Below are 17,120 nucleotides of genomic sequence, written 5' to 3'. Positions count from 1 at the left end.
CACCATTACCGGCATCTGGCACCGATCATCAATACCCTTAGGGCATGTCGACGATCAAGCAACCGGTCGGCCGCCAGTCCAGCAGGGTGTACCGGCGCCGGCGTTTCGTAGTGGGGCTCGGCCTGCTTGCCGTGCTCGTCATTCTGTTTCTCATCATCGTGCAACCGGGAGTGAGCAAGGGCGACGCAGACGCCCCGAAAACACCCGCCGCCGCTACGAGTGAGTCGCCCACGCCAACGGATGCTGCCACCACGATTCCCGAGGTCGCCACCGCCGTTGACGGGGCAGCATGCGATCCCTCCGCAGTGCAGGTTGCGGCCATCACGGACGCGACCAAGTACGCCGCCGACGCGCTGCCGCAGTTGTCGCTGAGCCTGACCAACATCGGAACCACCGACTGTGTGATCAACGCCGGCAACGCGAAGCAGGTCTTCACCGTGATGAGTGGTGAGGACGTCTACTGGACCTCGACCGACTGCCAGACCAACCCGATTGACGCCCAGGTCACCCTCAAGCCGGGCGTGGTCATGCCGCTCGCGACACCGATTACCTGGGATCGCTCCCGCTCAGCCGTGAACACCTGTGAAGCCGAAACCCGCACCGCGGTTCCGGCCGGTGGAGCGTCGTATTACCTGAACGTGGCCGTGGACGGTATCAAAGCGGCCGCCCCTGCGTTGATGATTCTGAAGTAGCAGCCCCTCACGGCATCCGTTCGCTCGTGGCGTGTGCGCTCAGCTGGGCGCACACGACCGTGCCTGATTGAATGAATGAGTGACCGATACGACTGCCAACACCCGTTCCGAGGCGCTCGGCGCCGCCCTGGCGGCGCAAGACGTCGTCGCCGTCGCCTATGCGCTGCGCAACGACTACATGATCGTGCCGCAACTCGTCCTCAACGGCGAGGCAGCGCAGGTGCGCGTGTTCGGCCGTGAAGGCTCCGACAAACGGATGCTGCTGCTCTTCTCAGCAGCGGAGAACTACGTGCGCACGGTTCCCGACGACCCGAACCCCCGGGTCATGGTCTGCGACGGCCAATGGCTGCGGGAGTTTCTCACCGTGCACGCGTCGACCCTGGAGATGGTTTTCTTCGACATCGCCGGTCCCAACGTCATGCAGGCTGCTCCGGCCGATCTGCTGGAGGCCCTGAACCCGCAGCTGGGCGAGGGCGACGCCGGCTGATGCCCCGCGCTAGAACGCCCGATCGAGTTCGGCGTCGCGCGGATTACGGCTGGTGCCGAGCGCCAAGGCGACGGCGGCGTGAATAGACCCGCAGGCGGCGTCAATCTGGGTGGTGAAGCCCAGGCGCACGGCCTCGTTGACCCGTTGCTTCGACATGAGCGCCCCGCGCACCTCGCCGGCCAGGCTGATTTCACCGAACGCGACCACGTTGTGCGCCACGGCGAGCCCGGTGAACGCTGACGCGATGGCCAGTGCGATCGCCAAATCGGCGGCCGGCTCACTCAGACGGATGCCGCCGACCGTCGACACGTAGACGTCTTTGGTCGACAGATTCATGCCCGCACGCTCCTGCAGCACAGCGAGCAACATGGCCACGCGGGCCGAGTCGACACCACTCGTGACGCGGCGCGGATTGGGCGCCTGGGTGTCGGTGACGAGCGCCTGCACCTCGACCGGCATCGCCCGTCGGCCTTCCAGAGCGACGGTCACACAGGTGCCGTCGACCGGCTCGGTCGCTCGGCTGAGAAACAGCCCGCTCGGGTCGGGCACCTCGGTGATGCCGTCGCCGGTCATCTCGAAGCAGCCGACCTCGTCGGTGGGCCCAAAACGGTTTTTGAGCGCCCGAATGAACCGCAGTGTCGTCTGCCGGTCGCCCTCGAACTGGCAGACCACGTCGACCAGGTGCTCGAGCACCCGCGGCCCCGCGATCGAGCCGTCTTTGGTTACGTGGCCGACGAGCAGCACCGGAAGATTGCGGTCTTTGGCCACTCGAATCAAAGTGGATGCCACCTCCCGCACCTGGCTGGGCATGCCCGGTGACCCGTCGGAAAGAGCACTCGACACGGTTTGCACCGAGTCGATGATGATGAGGTCGGGCTTGACCGCGTCGATCTGCCCGAGGATGACGCCGAGGTCGGTTTCGGCGGCGATGTACAGCTCGGGTTCGAGCGCGTTGGTACGCTCGGCGCGCAGCCGCACCTGACTGACCGATTCTTCGGCGCTGACGTAGAGCACGCGACTCTTCGCGGCGGCCGCCTTGGACGCGACTTCGAGCAGCAATGTGGACTTACCGACGCCGGGCTCGCCGCTGAGCAAAATTACCGAGCCCGGCACGATGCCACCGCCGAGTACCCGGTCGAATTCATTGATGCCGGTCGGCCAGTGGGCGGCAGCATCCGTTTCAACGTGGGTGATGGGGCGTGCGATGCCATCGCCGACGAGGGTGATGGCCTTGAGCTTGCGGGTGATGCCGGCTGTCTGGCCGGCGTCGACGACAGTGCCCCACTGCTGGCATTCACCGCAGCGACCCGCCCATTTCAGGGTGGTCCAGCCGCACTCGGAACAGCGGAAAGAGGAGACGGATTTTGCCATGTCTCGAGCCTAGCCGGGGCTACCGACAGGCGGCGGTGCGCGCGGTGCCGGCTCTAGTCAGCGTGCTCAGGCGCCAGGACGACAGCCGAGAAGCGGTGCGCAACATCGGCACTGATCGTCGGCAGAAACGCCTCGGCCCAGGAGCGGTAGCCGCGGTCGTTGGGGTGGAACAGGTCCTTGGCGACGTGAGTCGCGATGCTGCGAAAGCCCGCCCGTTTCGTCGTCGCGTGCAGCGGCACCACGGTCAGTTCGTGCTCGGCAGCGACCCGGCGAATGATCTCATTGGCCAGCGCAACCTTGACCTCGTTGTGCGGCAGGTGAAAGCAGGGCAGGTCGGCGACGAGGGCGTGCGGCGGAAGCGCGGCGAACACCGTGCGAATGCCCGCTTCGAACAGTGACGGGTTCCACTGGGCGATGTCGTTGGCGCCGATCGCGACCGTGACGAGGTCGGGCTCGAGCTTGTCGAAGCGAGGAAGCTGGTCGCGCACGGCCAAAGCTACGGTCGCGCCGGACACGCTGAGATTCACGACGCGCACCGTTCGACCGGTGGCCAGCCGCACGTGATCGGCGAGAATGCCGACATAGCTCTTGTTCGGACTCGACGCCCCGATGCCCTGCGCGGCGCTGTCACCGATCGCGACGTAGAGCAGCTCGCCCGCATGCTGGGCGTGGGCGCGCCACCAGGCGGAATGCACCGGCAAGGTTTCGTTGAGAATGGCCTTCTGCTGCTCGAGGTCCCGGCGGAACCACGTCGTTGCGAGAACGACGCCGGTCGCCACGACGGCGGCTCCAGTAGCAATGGCAGAGCGGATGCGTGGGGTCGGTGAGGTCACTCGCTGAGGCTACTCCGCGGCATCCGTGTGTCTGCTGCATGTTTGCCGATTCGCGTCGGCCTCCAGTCTCTACTAGAATCAACGGCGGTACCGTGTCCGAGCGGCCGAAGGTGCGACTCTCGAAAAGTCGTGTGGGGGAGACTCCACCGTGGGTTCAAATCCCACCGGTACCGCCACTACTAAACCCCCTGCATCTCTTTGTTCTACTGGGAAGCAGGGGTTTTTGCTGTGTCGGCTCCGATGCCAGCGGTAACGCAACAGTAACGAAACCTCTGCGCGCTACGGTGAGCAACTGCTGGGTGAGGTTCGCTGGGCTGATGATCCGCGCGGCGGGCAGGCCCGTACTTATTTTCTTTGCGGCGCTCAGCGCGATGGTTCGCGACGTGCCGCCTGACAGAAGACCCAATGTCTGGCATCGACCACGACGTTCGAAGCGCTCTGTCGGGCGCGGGATATCTGAACGCTGAGGGGTGCGCGATCTCGGCGCAATCGAGCTTTATGGGAGTGGACCGGGTCGAAGGGGTTCTCTGCGCGCATTTCCACATATTCCACACATTCTCGCGAAGACAACGCAAGTCAAGAAAGCCCCTGCGCGCGCTCCATTTCAGGGGAGTCAGAGAGGCATTACACATTGGTGCACATACTTATCGTGGATAAGGCAATCGGCGGAGGTTTACCAATTCCCGCGGTACACGCGGATCCCCGGTGCATCCACCCCGAGATCCTCGGGAACACGCGGGTCCCCGGTAATTCGCCTGCCGCTTTTCGCCCGACGAAGAAAATTTTATCGTCGGTACAAAAGGTACGCGGCTTGAAACTGGCCCGCGATCTTAGCTCGGAGTGACCCACGAACGCCGCGAGTCCACGATCGACATTCATAACCAGCTGGGCTCTGGAAGACATGCAGCCTACCCCAGAGGTGCTGACCCGGATCAATGCCTACGTGGCCGGAGAGATCACTCTCGACGAGGCTATCGCCGAAGCGAAAGCTCGTCATATCCCGCGACTTGGCGATGTCATTTAACACCCGCAATCAGATGTTTATCTGATGTAGTATCGAAGCATGACTACCGTAAGTTTCACTGACCTTCTGCGCAAGCCCAAGGACATTTTGGCCCTCGTTAATGAGGGCCAGGTTCGGATCACCCGTCGTGACGGCGACGACCTGGTGATCCTGCGCGGTCATGATCTCGACGTGCTCCAGAACGGCACGGCTCTCTCGAGTCGGCTGATTCGCGCGATCGGCCGGCACCAGAATGACGTAGTGGCGGCGCTGGCTGACTTGTTCGCTTGGACGGCGGAATTTACTCCGGCAGAGCTTTCCGCGTATGCGGCCGAGATCGAACAGCTCGTCTACTCGGCGAGTGAGCTGGGCACGTATGAGCGTTTACTCCGCGCGCAGCAGGAATGGCAGGAAACGGCTCTGGCCTACGCGATGGGCCAGCGGCCCGCCCCGCTTATCGAGCTACCTGCGGCACCGGTGCGGGTCGAACGCCCGTAAGTGGCGGGCAAGCGTGGTGCTCTGGTCCCTCGACCAGTAAAGATCACTGAGTACGAGATTGTCTTCAGCAGTGCCCAAGCCGAGCGCGGCTGGACCGATCTGAAGACGGTGGGCAGAAATGCTCTGGCTGATGCGTACGACCACCTCACGGCGCACCCGGCGCTGTATGACGCCGCTCATTGCTACCAGCTCAAGGGTGACCTCGAAGGCGTCCTGGTCGACGGCGTTGCTCTGCCGCAGTGGCAGTACAAGGTCACCAACGGCGCCCGGATTTGGTACGTCGTGGACGAGCCCAACGCGAAGGCCAAGAAGTTAGGCCGCGTGATTATAACCAACGCCGTGACCGGTCACCCCGATGAGACGGACTCGAAAAAGAACTTCCGGTAACGATCATCACGTCGTTGCTCAGCCACCGCACAGCATCACGTGTGGGCATGTCTGCAACTGTACTAATGACGTGACCGTCCGAACGTGATGCCTGGGTGGGAGTACGCCGCTCGGACAAGACTCAAACCACCATTTCCACCTGGCGCGATACATGCGACGGTCGCGGGATCGAGCGTCGGATGGCGTGCGCGGACTCCGTAGGGTCGCTAGAGTTTCTGACAGGCGCACTCCACGCCCGCAGCGACCAACCCGGCTAGCCTCGCGCCACGCCTCGTACATCTGAGCCAAGGTCCCTCGGATCGGTTTCCTTTCACATCACCACTCCAGGGCGATGCTATGGGCGCGAGACACAGCACGCCCGTCCACGGAAACAATGATGACGTCCAATGCTGCATTCAAGAAATCAGTCCGGGTAAATCGCGGCACGGGCAGGTATCCCTACGCGGAAGCCCGTACGCGGCTGCTGGCTGGGAAGTCCAGTACGGGGCTGCCCGGTACCTCTTCTCCGATAGACGGTACCGACAGCACGCGCAGAAGCAAGACCACAGATAGCTCGGTTCTGTCCGACGAGTACGCACTGATCATCGGGAAGGCTCTGATGGCTCGAACCACGGAGCTTGAAGCGGAAGACCTCACGTACGAGGCTGCGGAGCGCGCATGGCTCGAAGCCAAGAAACACGAGGGTCGGAGTTTGTCAAGCCGGATGAGGCCAGTGGGAGTTAGGCGACCAGTTTGACCTCGACCTTTTCTTCGGTTTTGTTGATCCAGGCGTTCGTTGGAATGGCGAGGATTTTCGGCATGCGATCGGTGGTGAATCGTTCCGGGTTGCATGCTCGGGCCAAGGCGAGTGGGCTGCTGCGGTGAGGTGACAGCGCATGGGGTGTTGTCGTTTCATTTTTGGAGAGCAGTGTTCATGGCGGACTATCGAAAAATCTTGGGGCTGTTGCTGGAGGGGCGCAGTTACCGTGAAGTCGTAGAGATCGCGGGGTGTTCGCATCGTGATGTGGCCCGGGTTCGGCGATCGTCGGACTTCATGGCCGGCTGGGCAGACGGCAGATGACGTGCCTTGCGCTGCCGAGTCTCCCGCACTAACAGAGTGACTAGCAGCACTAGCGACTAGCAGCACTATGTAAATCGCCGAACCTCGCCACGAAATCCAGTATCCAGGACGCAAAAATCCCCGGTGCCGGCCGGGCGACGGACCTGCATATGAAGCTCGAGTACCTCCGTTCCCAGCACGGCGACTGCGTCGTCACGGTGGCCACGGCGACGCCCCTGGCCCACAGCATCACCGAGGCCTACGTGATGCAGCGCTACCTGGGCCTGACCTGCTGGAAAACGCGGGCATCGGTCACTTCGATGCGTGGGCAGCGACATTCGGGCAGACGGTGACGGAGATGGAGATGGCGCCCACCGGTGGTGGTAGCTTCCGGTTGAAGACAAGGTTTGCGAAGTTCCAGAACGTGCCCGAGATGCTGCGGATGTGGCACGTCTTCGCGGACGTGAAGACCGCTGAGGACCTACACCTCCCCACACCCCTATTGCGGGAGCGCGCGGACGGGCAGCGGGATCCCGAGAACATTGTTTTGCAGCCGAGCCTGGAGCTTGAGGCGTATATCGCGGACATTGGTGAGCGGGCGGAACGGGTCGCGAACAAGTCGGTGCGGCCTGAAGAAGACAACATGCTCAAGATCTCCACGGACGGCCGGAAGGCGGCCCTGGACGTGCGGATGGTCGGCGGTGACCGGCCGGCTGGGACGACGAAGATCGACGCGGTCGCGCACCAGGTGTTGCATATCTGGAACGGCACCAAACACCTGTCGTACCTGGATGAGGTAACCAAGGAGCCGACGCCCGGGGCGTTGCAGTTGGTGTTCAGCGACCTGGGCAAGCCGAAGCCGGACCGGTGGAATGCCTACGACGAGTTGAGGGGCAAACTCATCGATGGTGGGATGCCCGCCGAGCAGATCCGCTACATTCACGAGGCCAAAACCGACCCCGACAAAGCCCGCCTGTTTGCCGCCGCGCGCGCCGGCCATGTTGCCGTTCTCGTCGGGTCGACGGCGAAGATGGGCGTCGGCACGAACGTGCAGGCGCGGGCGGTGGCGTTGCATCACATGGACTGCCCGTGGCGGCCGGCCGATATCGAACAGCGTGACGGGCGCATCGTGCAGCAGGGAAACCAGAACCCCGAGGTGGGGTTGTACCGGTATGTCGTTGAGCGCAGCTTCGACAGCTACATGTGGCAGACCGTGGAGCGGAAAGCGAAGTTCATCTCCCAGATCATGCGCGGCCGCCTCGACGTGCGCGAGATCGAAGACATCGGTGACGTTGCCCTCGGCGCGGCCGAGACCAAAGCGCTCTCCTCCGGTAACCCGCTCCTGATGGAGCAGTCGGTGGCCAACAACGACGTGGCCAGGCTGCACCGCTTGGAGCGGGCCGGGCAGCGTAATCAGAGCAACCTTGCCAGCACACGGGTCAGCGCGATCACCCGGCTCCAGACCCTGGACCGCAACATTGATATGGTCACGGCCGCGCTGCCGCGGGTCGTGGACACGAGCGATGACCTGTTCCGGATGACGGTGGCCGACCGTTAGTACGGCAAACGGGCGGACGCGGGCGTCGCAATCGAGGAGTGGGCTGCCCGCAAGGGCGTGCGCTACCTGCCACCGAACACGGAACGGAACCTGGGCGAGCTCGGCCACGTCGGAGGCTTCCCCATCGACGTGACCGCGCGTACCTCGCTCGGCCGGGTACACATTATTGCGGAGCTGAGTGGTGTCCCGGGGGCAAGCATCACTGTGCCGCGGGACCAGTTCGTGGACGCCAGGGTTGGCCTCGTTCGCCAGCTCGAGAACCGGGCCGCCTCCTTGCCGAAGCTCCTCACGGACACGCAGCAGAAACGCGTCGAGACGGCGACCACCATTACCGAAGTTGACGCGCGCATTGGCGACCAGTTCAAGCATGGTGACGAGCTGCGGGAAGCCCACACCCGTCAGGTGCGCGTCGCCACCGCTCTGGCCGCGATGGCCGACGACCAGAACCCGCGAACCGAAACCCCGAGCGAACCTGCGACCGGCATCAGCGACGAGCAGGTGGCCGGGCGTGATCGCGTCAAGGAACTCACTGATCGCGCACGCGCCAGAACCGTCACCGAGGACCGCGGCACCGACCGGGATCAGGCGCCGGGAGTCCGACCCGTTTCGGCACGGCCGCAGGTCTAGCGGCAATACGTGCGGGTGGCGGTGAGGACTGCCGCGTTCCGCTGCGCTGCACTTGCCCGGACCCGGTGGGTGCGGCTGCTAGTGGTCGATCGGCTCGGACGGTCGACCGTCGGTCTGAGGGCGGCCGGCTAGGGTCGGTACCGAGAATTATGCTGCCGGAATGTGAGCCTGCGTGCCGGTTGTCGTGTCAGTTGTCGTGTGAGTAGTGAGGGGGGTCCCCGCCTCCCCGAATTACCGCAGCGCTATTATTAGGGGAATCACATCCCGCAGTGGCAGATGAGCGACGAGACTCGGAATTGGAAAGCAAAATGAGCAGGCGTGGAATGGGCAGGCGTGGAATAGGTCTGATCGGGATCGTGTATCTGGTCATCGGGGTAGTGGTCGCTGCCACCCAGGGCTATCTCGTGGCATGGAACGTTCTCGGTAATATTCTAGAAGGCCTAGCGGCGATTGTGCTCTGGCCTCTCGTGGCCTTCTTCGGGGTCGATCTGCATGCCTTGATCGCATAGGGACCCGAAAGCACTTGCCCTGAGCTGCTGGGTGCGCTGGCCAGTGGTCACGCGGTCGACCGGCTTGGGCGGTCGACTGCCAGTCTGAACGCGGCGAGGCCATGCCTGATACCGAGACTCAGGCTGCGGGAATGCGAGCCGGTGTGTCGGGTCGGGTGTCGTGTCGGTGCTGAGCGGGGTGCCCCTATGTTTTTGTCAAGCGGCGAGGCTACGCAGGCGCTCGACTTCTTTGGGTTCCAAGGCGAGGAGGTCGGCGAACCGGGCGGTGGTCTCGCCGAGGTCGAAGAGGCGCTGCACGCTCTGCCCGATGGTGTTCTCGACGATGGTGAGCTGAGCGATTAGGTGGTCGCGTTCGTCGCCGGTGGTGAAGAACTCGGTCAGGGTCGCCTCGATCTTGTTGTCGCGCTCCGCAAAAAATCTGATCGACTCGGGTGCGGGCGAGCCGTGCGCGTTTCCGGGCGTCGAGCTTCTAACCGGTCTGTTTCGTTGCCATGACGTCAACTATCCCCACGAATCAAAAAAGCACTCTCGCAGAACGATTCCTGCACCCCCAACCTGTGTCACACAATCGTCCCTTACTACGCACAGGGAAAGATGCAAACAGAATTGACCCATCTCGTGCACTAATAGTTTCTGCGCCCGTACAGTGAATTGAGACAGGCGTTAGGAGGATCTGTTTCATAGCGAATCATCGAAAGTTCAGTGCTGAGTTCCGGGCCGAGGCCGTGGAGCTGGTGGTTTCATCGGGCCGGCCGATTGCGCAGGTCGCACCCGAGATTGGTGTCGTCGAGGGGACGCTGGGGAACTGGGTGAGGGTCTGGAAACAGGAGCACCCCGACGCCGGCGCGAAGGACCCTGGCCCGGTCGAGTGGGGCAAATACAAAGCGTTGCAAGCGGAGAACGCTGAGCTGAAACGGGAGATCGAGTTCTTGGGAAAAGTCAGCGCCTTCTTCGCCGCGTAGCCGGATAAACGACTACTTCATGCTTATCAGTGTGGAGAAGGCCACCTTCCCGATCAACTGGATGTGCCACAAGCTCAAGGTCTCTCGGGCTTCGTTCTACCGCTGGCTGCGCCCCGCCGAACCCAGCAAGACGCAGGCACGTCACGACGTGCTGGACGCGCACGTGGTGCGCGTCTACAAGCGTGAGAAGGGCAAGGCCGGGAGGGATCAGATCACCACGCTCCTGGGGCAGGAAGGCGTCAGCATCGCCACGGGCACGGTCGGATCCATCATGACCGCGCGCGGCCTTCGGGCCGTCAGGATGCGGGCGTGGAAGAAAACAACGACCGTCGACCCCGACGCCCGGACCGAGCACATCACGAACCACATGCTCGACAAGAACGGGAAGCGCGATTTCACCTCCACAGTCCCCGGGACCAGGCTCTGCGGCGATATCACCTACCTGCGGACCGGGTCGGGGTGGCTGTATTTGGCGACCGTCATCGACTTGTCGACCCGGATGATCGTGGGCTGGTCGATGGCTTCTCACATGCGCACCAGCCTGATCATCGACGCCTTGTCGATGGCCCGCGACCACGGCCACTTGGACGCGGGCGGAGCGATTTTTCACTCGGACCGTGGCGCGCAGTACACCTCTGGGGTCTTCCAGAAGTGGTGCTTCACGAACGCGGTCACTCAGTCGATGGGAGCCGTGGGCGGGTGTTGGGACAACGCCGTGGCCGAGTCGTTCTTCTTCCACATGAAGACGGAAGTGTATTACCAGCAGCACTTCGACAACCACCTTGACGCGCGCACCGCGGTGATGGAATACATCGAATCCTGGTGCAACCGGCGCCGGCCCCCCTCCCACAACAAAGGACTACAACCGGCCGCCGCTCTCGCCGCCTACCTAGACCGCCGCCAACTGGCTGCGGCATAGAAGAAAAACACATCGAACTGTCTCAAAAACTTGACGAGCGCAGACTCGTCGTAGGTGCCGTCGGGAAACAGATCGAATGTGCTTGAGTACCCGAGTTTCAGCGCGGCGACCCGGAGGTATTCGAGAAACGTACCCTGCGAAACCGTAGTCTGACGCGAGAGCGGGTCGACCGCGGGAGTCAGGCGCGACGCATCCGCATAGAGATAAAGCACGGCCGGTCCGCCGCATCCATCTTCACAGTCCAAGTCTGCATGTTGTGGCTGCTCGGGGCCAGCAGCGCCTGCGCGACAACTTTCATCCGCGGAGCGGAGAACTAGCGTGCATAGCTGGTTTGCCATGGATCGAGATAGTGGGCCGGAGTGAACAGGCCTCCAACGGCGAGCACGACCACAAGAAGGGCTGCGATCACACCGACGATCGATCCAGAGATGATGAGGAGCACCCGACGCGTGCGGTGGACGGCCGCGGTCATGATGCCACGGGAGGCAGGGCGCGGGCCGGGGTCCGCTCGGCGAGATGGACGAGCAGAACGATGACCCCTGCCACTGGCAGCAGTAGCCAGAACAACTCGGTCCATCGGCGTTCGACATCGCGCAGCCGCCGGATGGTCACCGCGAGAAGCGGCAGAAGTACGACCACGCCGAAGACGCCCGACAGACTCGCCCCGAGGAAGATCGTGTACCGACCGGTGACGATATTGAGGGAATTTAGTGCGAGGTGGCCGAGAGCGGTGAAGAGCACGAACCACCAGTATTCAGCCAGGGGGCGACCCCCTCGAAGGTGGCGTACTTCCTGAAGCCGGAGTGAATAGATTCGGTGAAACTCATGGGAGGCTCCTTGGGGCCGACGTGAATTCCGACATTTCAACTCCAGCACCCACGACCGCGACACAATAGGGTCCAAGGTCCCGCGGTGGCTGAGCAGTTATGAGTGAGAAAATTGGTCAGGCAGCCGGCGTGAGCGGATGAACCCCGTCCTGCGATCGCGATCGCGCGCCGTCTCCGGCAGGGTTCGGAATTTTGGTGGTGGCGCGATTGGCGGTGAGCGAGGCGGACTCGTCCGCGACCGTATACGCGACGTGTTCCGTCGTGGGATTGACCCCGTCGGTTTCGTAGGCGGTAGAAGCGAGTTTGATGAAATGCGTCTGGAGTCCTCATCTTCGGGGTCCCAGCGACCATGCAATACCGTATTTATCGGGACTTTCGGCTCTGGCAGCGTTGCCCACGCCCATGGAGACTGAGGAGCAGACGGATCAACACGTCCGCTCGAAGGAAAACCACGATCATGATTCGCATCACCATCGCCGCGCTGTTCGCGCTGCACGGCCTCATTCACTTTCTCGGCTTCGCTAAGGCATTCAAGCTCGCCGATATCCCCCAGCTTGTGCAGCCCATTTCACAACCCGCGGGGCTGCTCTGGCTGACCGCAGGCATACTGTGCCTGGTCGCCGCCGGGACGCTGTTCTTTGCACCCCGATGGTGGTGGGCCATTGGCGCTGGTGCCGTGGTGATCTCACAGGCCGTCATTGTCTCCTCGTGGGGGAACGCCAGTGTGGGCACCGTCGCGAACGTGGTGCTCCTCGCCGCGGTCGTTTACGGCTTCGCCTCGCGGGGCCCGCTGAGCCTTCGCGCCGAATTCGAGCATGACCTGACACGGATGTGGCCGCCGGTGCGGTCGGCGTCCGGCACGGTGATCCTCGAGAGTGATCTAGCCTCCCTCCCCGATCCGGTGCAGCGGTACCTCCGTCGGTCCGGTGTGGTCGGCCAGCTACCGGTGACCGATTTTCGAGCAACCTGGACCGGTCGGATCCGCAGCGACCCTGACAGCGCATGGATGACCTTCACCGCGGACCAGCTCGACCTTGTAGACACCCCGGAACGGTTCTTCATGATGGACGCCAAAATGAAAGGCCTCCCGGTAGACATCCTGCACGCGTTTGACGATGAGGGCGCGACAATGCGGGTGCGCTTGCTGTCTGTGCGCTCCATGGTCGATGCGAAGGGTGCTGCTCTCACGCATGCTGAAACGGTCACCCTGTTCAACGACCTGTGCTGCTTGGCACCCGGGGCCCTGCTCTCTCCTGACATCATCTGGGAACCGGTTGACCCGCACACCGCCACAGCGCATTTCACCCTCGGGGTGAACACCATCACGGCTCAGCTGCTTTTCGACGATCTCGGGGATCTGATCGACTTCGTCGCCGACGGGCGCGCAGTCATGTCCCCAGATGGCCGCACCCCCAGCCCTATGCGCTGGTCGACGCCGCTTCATGACTATGCGCAGGTGGGACCCGTACGGGTAGCGACGAAGGCGGAGGTGAAGTGGCACCCCGCTTCGGGTGCCTGGACGTACGGCGAATTCGAACTCACCTCACTGGCCTACAACGTCGCGCACCGCCATCCATCGGCCGATCGACAAAATGACCAACCAATGATGGGACACCGTGGACGGACTCGGTAACAGTCCGGAGGATAGGGCTTACCCGATCCAGCGCACCACCCCAAACGACCTAATGGCGCTCGCCACCGAATATGCAGGGTCACCAATGCAGGTCGCTGCGATTCTTATCCTCGATCGACCGGTGGACTTAGCTGCAGTGCGCAGTGTGTTAGCCGAACGCATTACTGCCGTAGCGCGTTTCCGGCAGCGGCTTCAGCGGACGCCTTTCGGATGTGGTCGGCCGGTGTGGATTGATCATGCCGACTTCTCGATCGACTGTCATGTCGTTGACCACAAGTGCCCAGCGCCGGGCGATGAAGCCGCCTTGCTGAAAATCGCCGCAACCGCAGCGGTGTATCCACTACCTCGCGACCGCCCGCTGTGGTCGATCACCGTCGTCCACGGCCTCTCGGGTGAGCGCAGCGCCCTCATCTTTGTCATCCACCACGTGCTTGCAGACGGGATCGGCGGATTGGCCGCCCTGGGGCTGCTGGTTGACGGCGCACCGGTGTTGCCTTCCGTTTCGTTCCCTTCTCCGCAGCCGAGCGCCCGCGAGCTGCTCGCGGAGGCAACCCTCTCGCGGGTACATGCTCTCCGCCAGTGGCCCGCTGCCCTCAGACTTATGCAGGGTGCGTCTGCAGAGCTCCGTGGAGGCCGCATCGACCATCCAACACCGTGCTCTCTGAATCAACCCACCGGACCACACCGCCAACTCACCGTCGCCCGCGCTGGCCTCTCAGCACTGTCGTTATCAGCACACACCAATCACGCGACGATCAACGACATCCTGTTGACAGCGGTCAGCGGGGCATTGGCTGAGGCTCTGCACCATCGCGGTGAGTCAGCTGAAACGTTCGTCTTTTCGGTTCCGGTATCCGGGCGACTCGACAAAGCCGCTCCAGCTCTCGGAAACCACGTTGGGGCGATGCTGGTAGAAGTGTCACCGCTCGAGGACACACGCCAGCGTTTGGCTGCCGTCGCCGAGGTGACCCAGGCCCGCGGGCACTCACTCGGTCGAGGCGCATCAGCAGTCTTGCTTGAGCCGGTCTTCCGGCTTTTAGCGCAGGTCAAGGCGTTCCGCTGGTTCGTGGACCACCAACGGGTAGTCACTTCCTTCCTTACCAACCTGCGTGGACCCTCAACTCCGATGACATTCCTTGGGGCCGCTGTCACCGACATCATCCCCGTCACTCAGATCAACGGCAATGTGACGATCTCATTCGCGGCGCTCTCCTATTCCGGAACTCTGGCCGTCACGCTGATCGCCGACCCCGTCCACTGCCCCGACCTTCAACTGATCTGCGGAAAACTTCAAAGCCAGCTCGACCTGCTGTCGGCAGCCGACCCCACCAGACGAACTCGATAAGGCGGGCTGTGGTGCGCTCCGACTGAGAGCGGCAGTTGAGGGAGATATGCTTTCAGATTCTCAGACAGAGGCAGTCCCTGTGCGATTGATCTTGTTTAATTAGCTGGGCGGGGTGGTGCGCACGTATCCGAGTCGACCCCGCGTGACGAGGGTAAGCGCGAGCGCGGCGACCAAGTAAACCCCGAGGATCACTAGGTCCGTTGACCCGCCGAGAGACGCGGCACCCGAATCTGACCCAGCAGGATCGACAGCGATGGTCAGGAAGTTCTGCGCGGGGGTGAAACTCGCGTGAAGCAGCAGGCAGAGAAGCACGCTGCCGGTGCGGTTGTACAGCCAGGTGTAAAAGAACGCGAGGATCAGCGGAACCACGAACCCCGCGGGGCCGTACAGCGGGATGTGCCAGATGCCCCAGGCGAGACCAAGGAGAAGGGTGGCCAACAGGGGTGACCGGCGCTCTTGGAGTCGGGGGAGCGCGAAGCCGCGCCATCCCGGTTCCTCGAATCCGCCGCCCACTTTGGCAACCATCAGGAATGTCGACAGGTAGGCCGGGGCGGTGGTGACCAGCAGCGAGAAATCGAGCCTCTGCCCAAGGGCGACGAGCACGAGATTGATCACCAAGTAGATCGCCGCGGGCAGCAGCAGCAGGATGGCGTAGTAGCCGGGATTTACACGCCACACCAGAAGTGAGCGGAGCCACCCGAGCACCGACCTGCCAGAGAGGCGCGTGACAACGAGCGCCGAGGCAGGAGGGCCGAGCCCGCCCAGGAGGAAAACGACCTGTCCGCCACCGAGCGCGGCAGCGCCCCACAGCGTCCACGATATCGCGTAGGCGAGCACGAAGAAGGAAATGACCTGATGGCCCGTGATCCAGCCCCGCAATCGGTGTCCATCGGGCGCGATGGTGTGGTCCTGCGACGCCTCGTTCATTCTGCAGACCGCCCGGTCGGGTTTTTGGCCGGCTGGCTGGCTTCGGCTCGCGACGTTGTGGGCCAGCGGGGTGAGTGTGAACCCGCCGAAGATCTATTCGCCTGAGTCGGCGTGTCAGTGGCAGGTCGGACTCCCGGTGTGTGGCCTTGACCCCGGTCCGTGGACACGGGTCAAGCCGCGACCTGGCCTGAGGCGTTGATCGCCTCACAGTCCTAGCAAATACCGGTCAACCCCATCGACCGTGTGATGCCGTTGGCGGCAGCGACCGCGGTGATCTGCGCCGACGCATACTGCGTCCCACGGTCCGATTCAAGCCGAACTTCGCCTAGTAGCGATTATGCCGAGGTCTTCGCTAAGCCGAGGAATCGTGTTCTGGTCAGTGTTGGCGGGGATCAATGATCGTTTTTCGGCCTAACGTTTCTCAAGTTTGTCGCTGGTGTCCCTTGTATTCACACGCCTTTGGAAAGGCGATTGTTACGGATACGGCGGTTACAGACATCGGTATGGTCGTTGTCGCGGCACTGCTAACGGCCGGATACAAAGTATCAACGATCGGCCAGCACCAGAAGTCGATAGCTGCTCCGACAGACTTCGTTGAATCATGGGACGTCATCTACATACCAGTGTTGGGGGCCGACTTCGCGGCGATGACGACGAGTCCCCGCACGGGTGGGTTCAGTGCACAACGCCGCTTCGGCTCCTGGCTACTGGTGAGAATATTCGACATCGGCTGGACCTGGCCGATGCCTTTGAAGCCCTCATGGTCGACTTCGCCGTCCGCTACGGTATCGAAGCCTGGAAGGGTGAATCGTGCGCCGTTCTCGCATCAGCGTTCACCGGTGAACACGAAACGGTCGAAGACCACCGCTAACGTCAATCACATCAGCTGCTGTCACAGCCACCGACTAAGCCAGCGCTCGAAAGTATGGCGACGGACCGTCAGGCAGAAGGCAACTCTGTCAGGCGCAGGACGGCTGTCAGACCGGCCGCGGTTCCCGGCCAGTGTTTCGTGATGGCGGCGTTCCCTGCGCGCCTGGTCGCGATGCGGAGAGCGATCGCGACGACCAACGCGTCATCGTCATACCCCAGCACGGGGATGAAATCCGGGATGAGGTCGATTGGGGAGATTAGATATACCGGCAGCACTCCCAACCAGATCCGGACCCCGACGAGCACCGCACGGTCGGAGGCGAGACGTCTCAGGAGGCGCACCACGCCCGGCGCTAGGTGAAGAAGGTCCACGAGCGACGCACGACCCGGGTGTTTGCGGTGCTCGAGCCACAGAACGAGAACGAGCACTAGCCACACCAGGACCAGGCCAGCAATAACGATGAACGTCACCCGACCCTCCGTGACCAGCACCGGGTTCCCCAGCGCCTGACCGGTGCGCCCCTTCAGAGCAGCGAGAGTGAACATGACGATCGCGGTCACGACCGTCCAGATGATCCCGCCGATACTCGGCGAGGCATGGTGGCCAGACAGAAACGCGACCACGGATTGGAC

Annotated in this window: 21 protein-coding genes, 1 tRNA gene and 1 pseudogene; 14 read left to right on the top strand and 9 right to left on the bottom strand. The window is 62.9% G+C overall.

Annotated features, from left to right (window positions below; translation table 11 throughout):
• Window positions 1-44: 44 nt before the first annotated feature.
• Window positions 45-692 carry a hypothetical protein gene (locus IWX77_RS11795; protein ID WP_196844709.1) on the top strand — a complete coding sequence of 216 codons (648 nt, stop codon included), beginning with the start codon at window positions 45-47 and terminating at the stop codon, window positions 690-692.
• A 79-nt stretch (window positions 693-771) separates the two neighbouring features.
• The gene (locus tag IWX77_RS11790; RefSeq protein ID WP_196844708.1) at window positions 772-1,179 is read left to right on the top strand and encodes a dehydrogenase; all 408 of its coding nucleotides are present in this window, start codon (window positions 772-774) and stop codon (window positions 1,177-1,179) included.
• Between the two features lie 9 nt (window positions 1,180-1,188).
• Here the strand turns inward: IWX77_RS11790 and radA are convergent, their stop codons facing one another.
• Window positions 1,189-2,550: a DNA repair protein RadA gene (gene radA, locus IWX77_RS11785; RefSeq protein WP_196844707.1), complete on the bottom strand. Its 1,362-nt coding sequence runs from the start codon at window positions 2,548-2,550 to the stop codon at window positions 1,189-1,191.
• A gap of 53 nt (window positions 2,551-2,603) precedes the next feature.
• On the bottom strand, window positions 2,604-3,383 hold the full coding sequence (locus IWX77_RS11780) for an SGNH/GDSL hydrolase family protein (protein WP_297412643.1): 780 nt from the start codon (window positions 3,381-3,383) through the stop codon (window positions 2,604-2,606).
• A gap of 86 nt (window positions 3,384-3,469) precedes the next feature.
• Here IWX77_RS11780 and IWX77_RS11775 point away from each other — a divergent pair.
• The 4 genes from IWX77_RS11775 (at window position 3,470) to IWX77_RS11760 (ending at window position 5,271) form a co-directional block, all read left to right on the top strand.
• Window positions 3,470-3,559: transfer RNA gene (locus IWX77_RS11775), tRNA-Ser, on the top strand.
• 725 nt (window positions 3,560-4,284) lie between these two features.
• On the top strand, window positions 4,285-4,407 hold the full coding sequence (locus IWX77_RS11770) for an antitoxin VbhA family protein (RefSeq protein WP_196844706.1): 123 nt from the start codon (window positions 4,285-4,287) through the stop codon (window positions 4,405-4,407).
• A gap of 39 nt (window positions 4,408-4,446) precedes the next feature.
• Window positions 4,447-4,884 carry a hypothetical protein gene (locus tag IWX77_RS11765; RefSeq protein WP_196844705.1) on the top strand — a complete coding sequence of 146 codons (438 nt, stop codon included), beginning with the start codon at window positions 4,447-4,449 and terminating at the stop codon, window positions 4,882-4,884.
• On the top strand, window positions 4,885-5,271 hold the full coding sequence (locus IWX77_RS11760) for a hypothetical protein (RefSeq protein ID WP_196844704.1): 387 nt from the start codon (window positions 4,885-4,887) through the stop codon (window positions 5,269-5,271).
• A 719-nt stretch (window positions 5,272-5,990) separates the two neighbouring features.
• On the opposite strand, the gene IWX77_RS17195 is transcribed toward IWX77_RS11760, so the two are convergent.
• Window positions 5,991-6,113: a hypothetical protein gene (locus IWX77_RS17195; RefSeq protein ID WP_297412645.1), complete on the bottom strand. Its 123-nt coding sequence runs from the start codon at window positions 6,111-6,113 to the stop codon at window positions 5,991-5,993.
• A gap of 367 nt (window positions 6,114-6,480) precedes the next feature.
• Here IWX77_RS17195 and IWX77_RS11755 point away from each other — a divergent pair, with 367 nt between their 5' ends.
• From IWX77_RS11755 to IWX77_RS11740, 4 genes are all read left to right on the top strand, one after another.
• Window positions 6,481-6,663 carry a hypothetical protein gene (locus tag IWX77_RS11755; RefSeq protein ID WP_196844703.1) on the top strand — a complete coding sequence of 61 codons (183 nt, stop codon included), beginning with the start codon at window positions 6,481-6,483 and terminating at the stop codon, window positions 6,661-6,663.
• 11 nt (window positions 6,664-6,674) lie between these two features.
• A complete protein-coding gene (locus IWX77_RS11750) occupies window positions 6,675-7,868 on the top strand; it encodes a hypothetical protein (protein WP_196844702.1) in 1,194 nt (397 codons plus the stop codon).
• Window positions 7,869-7,925: 57 nt separating this feature from the next.
• The gene (locus tag IWX77_RS11745; protein WP_196844701.1) at window positions 7,926-8,495 is read left to right on the top strand and encodes a hypothetical protein; all 570 of its coding nucleotides are present in this window, start codon (window positions 7,926-7,928) and stop codon (window positions 8,493-8,495) included.
• 308 nt (window positions 8,496-8,803) lie between these two features.
• Complete coding sequence (locus IWX77_RS11740; RefSeq protein WP_196844700.1) at window positions 8,804-9,004, top strand: hypothetical protein; 201 nt, start codon at window positions 8,804-8,806, stop codon at window positions 9,002-9,004.
• 195 nt (window positions 9,005-9,199) lie between these two features.
• Here IWX77_RS11740 and IWX77_RS11735 read toward each other — a convergent pair whose 3' ends face one another.
• Entirely contained in the window at window positions 9,200-9,505 is a 306-nt protein-coding gene (locus IWX77_RS11735; RefSeq protein ID WP_196844699.1) for a hypothetical protein, read from the bottom strand.
• Window positions 9,506-9,684: 179 nt separating this feature from the next.
• Here IWX77_RS11735 and IWX77_RS11730 point away from each other — a divergent pair.
• Window positions 9,685-10,885: pseudogene (locus IWX77_RS11730) on the top strand (IS3 family transposase).
• Here the strand turns inward: IWX77_RS11730 and IWX77_RS11725 are convergent.
• From IWX77_RS11725 to IWX77_RS11715, 3 genes are all read right to left on the bottom strand, one after another.
• Window positions 10,852-11,130 (bottom strand): hypothetical protein, encoded by a 279-nt coding sequence (locus IWX77_RS11725; RefSeq protein ID WP_196844698.1) that lies wholly within the window; start codon window positions 11,128-11,130, stop codon window positions 10,852-10,854. The pseudogene IWX77_RS11730 and the gene IWX77_RS11725 overlap by 34 nt on opposite strands.
• Before the next feature lie 68 nt (window positions 11,131-11,198).
• Entirely contained in the window at window positions 11,199-11,357 is a 159-nt protein-coding gene (locus IWX77_RS11720) for a hypothetical protein (RefSeq protein ID WP_196844697.1), read from the bottom strand.
• Entirely contained in the window at window positions 11,354-11,626 is a 273-nt protein-coding gene (locus IWX77_RS11715) for a DUF805 domain-containing protein (RefSeq protein WP_327012177.1), read from the bottom strand. The genes IWX77_RS11720 and IWX77_RS11715 overlap by 4 nt, the downstream gene beginning before the upstream one ends.
• Window positions 11,627-12,169: 543 nt before the next feature.
• On the opposite strand from IWX77_RS11715, the gene IWX77_RS11710 reads away from it, so the two are divergent.
• Both IWX77_RS11710 and IWX77_RS11705 read left to right on the top strand, forming a co-directional pair.
• Window positions 12,170-13,345 (top strand): DUF6544 family protein, encoded by a 1,176-nt coding sequence (locus IWX77_RS11710; protein WP_196844696.1) that lies wholly within the window; start codon window positions 12,170-12,172, stop codon window positions 13,343-13,345.
• Between the two features lie 52 nt (window positions 13,346-13,397).
• Entirely contained in the window at window positions 13,398-14,690 is a 1,293-nt protein-coding gene (locus IWX77_RS11705) for a wax ester/triacylglycerol synthase domain-containing protein (protein ID WP_196844695.1), read from the top strand.
• Window positions 14,691-14,789: 99 nt separating this feature from the next.
• Here IWX77_RS11705 and IWX77_RS11700 read toward each other — a convergent pair whose 3' ends face one another.
• Window positions 14,790-15,617 carry a CPBP family intramembrane glutamic endopeptidase gene (locus tag IWX77_RS11700; protein ID WP_196844694.1) on the bottom strand — a complete coding sequence of 276 codons (828 nt, stop codon included), beginning with the start codon at window positions 15,615-15,617 and terminating at the stop codon, window positions 14,790-14,792.
• Window positions 15,618-16,218: 601 nt separating this feature from the next.
• On the opposite strand from IWX77_RS11700, the gene IWX77_RS11695 reads away from it, so the two are divergent.
• Window positions 16,219-16,488, top strand: coding sequence for a hypothetical protein (locus tag IWX77_RS11695; RefSeq protein WP_196844693.1), 270 nt, complete (start codon window positions 16,219-16,221; stop codon window positions 16,486-16,488).
• Window positions 16,489-16,556: 68 nt separating this feature from the next.
• Here the strand turns inward: IWX77_RS11695 and IWX77_RS11690 are convergent, their stop codons facing one another.
• Window positions 16,557-17,111 (bottom strand): YkvA family protein, encoded by a 555-nt coding sequence (locus tag IWX77_RS11690; protein WP_327012178.1) that lies wholly within the window; start codon window positions 17,109-17,111, stop codon window positions 16,557-16,559.
• Window positions 17,112-17,120 lie beyond the last annotated feature (9 nt).

It is taken from the genome of Cryobacterium sp. CAN_C2 (genome assembly GCF_015751745.1).
Taxonomy (GTDB): domain Bacteria; phylum Actinomycetota; class Actinomycetes; order Actinomycetales; family Microbacteriaceae; genus Cryobacterium.
Note: the sequence above shows the minus strand (reverse complement) of the source record. Positions and strands in the feature narration are given on the sequence as shown.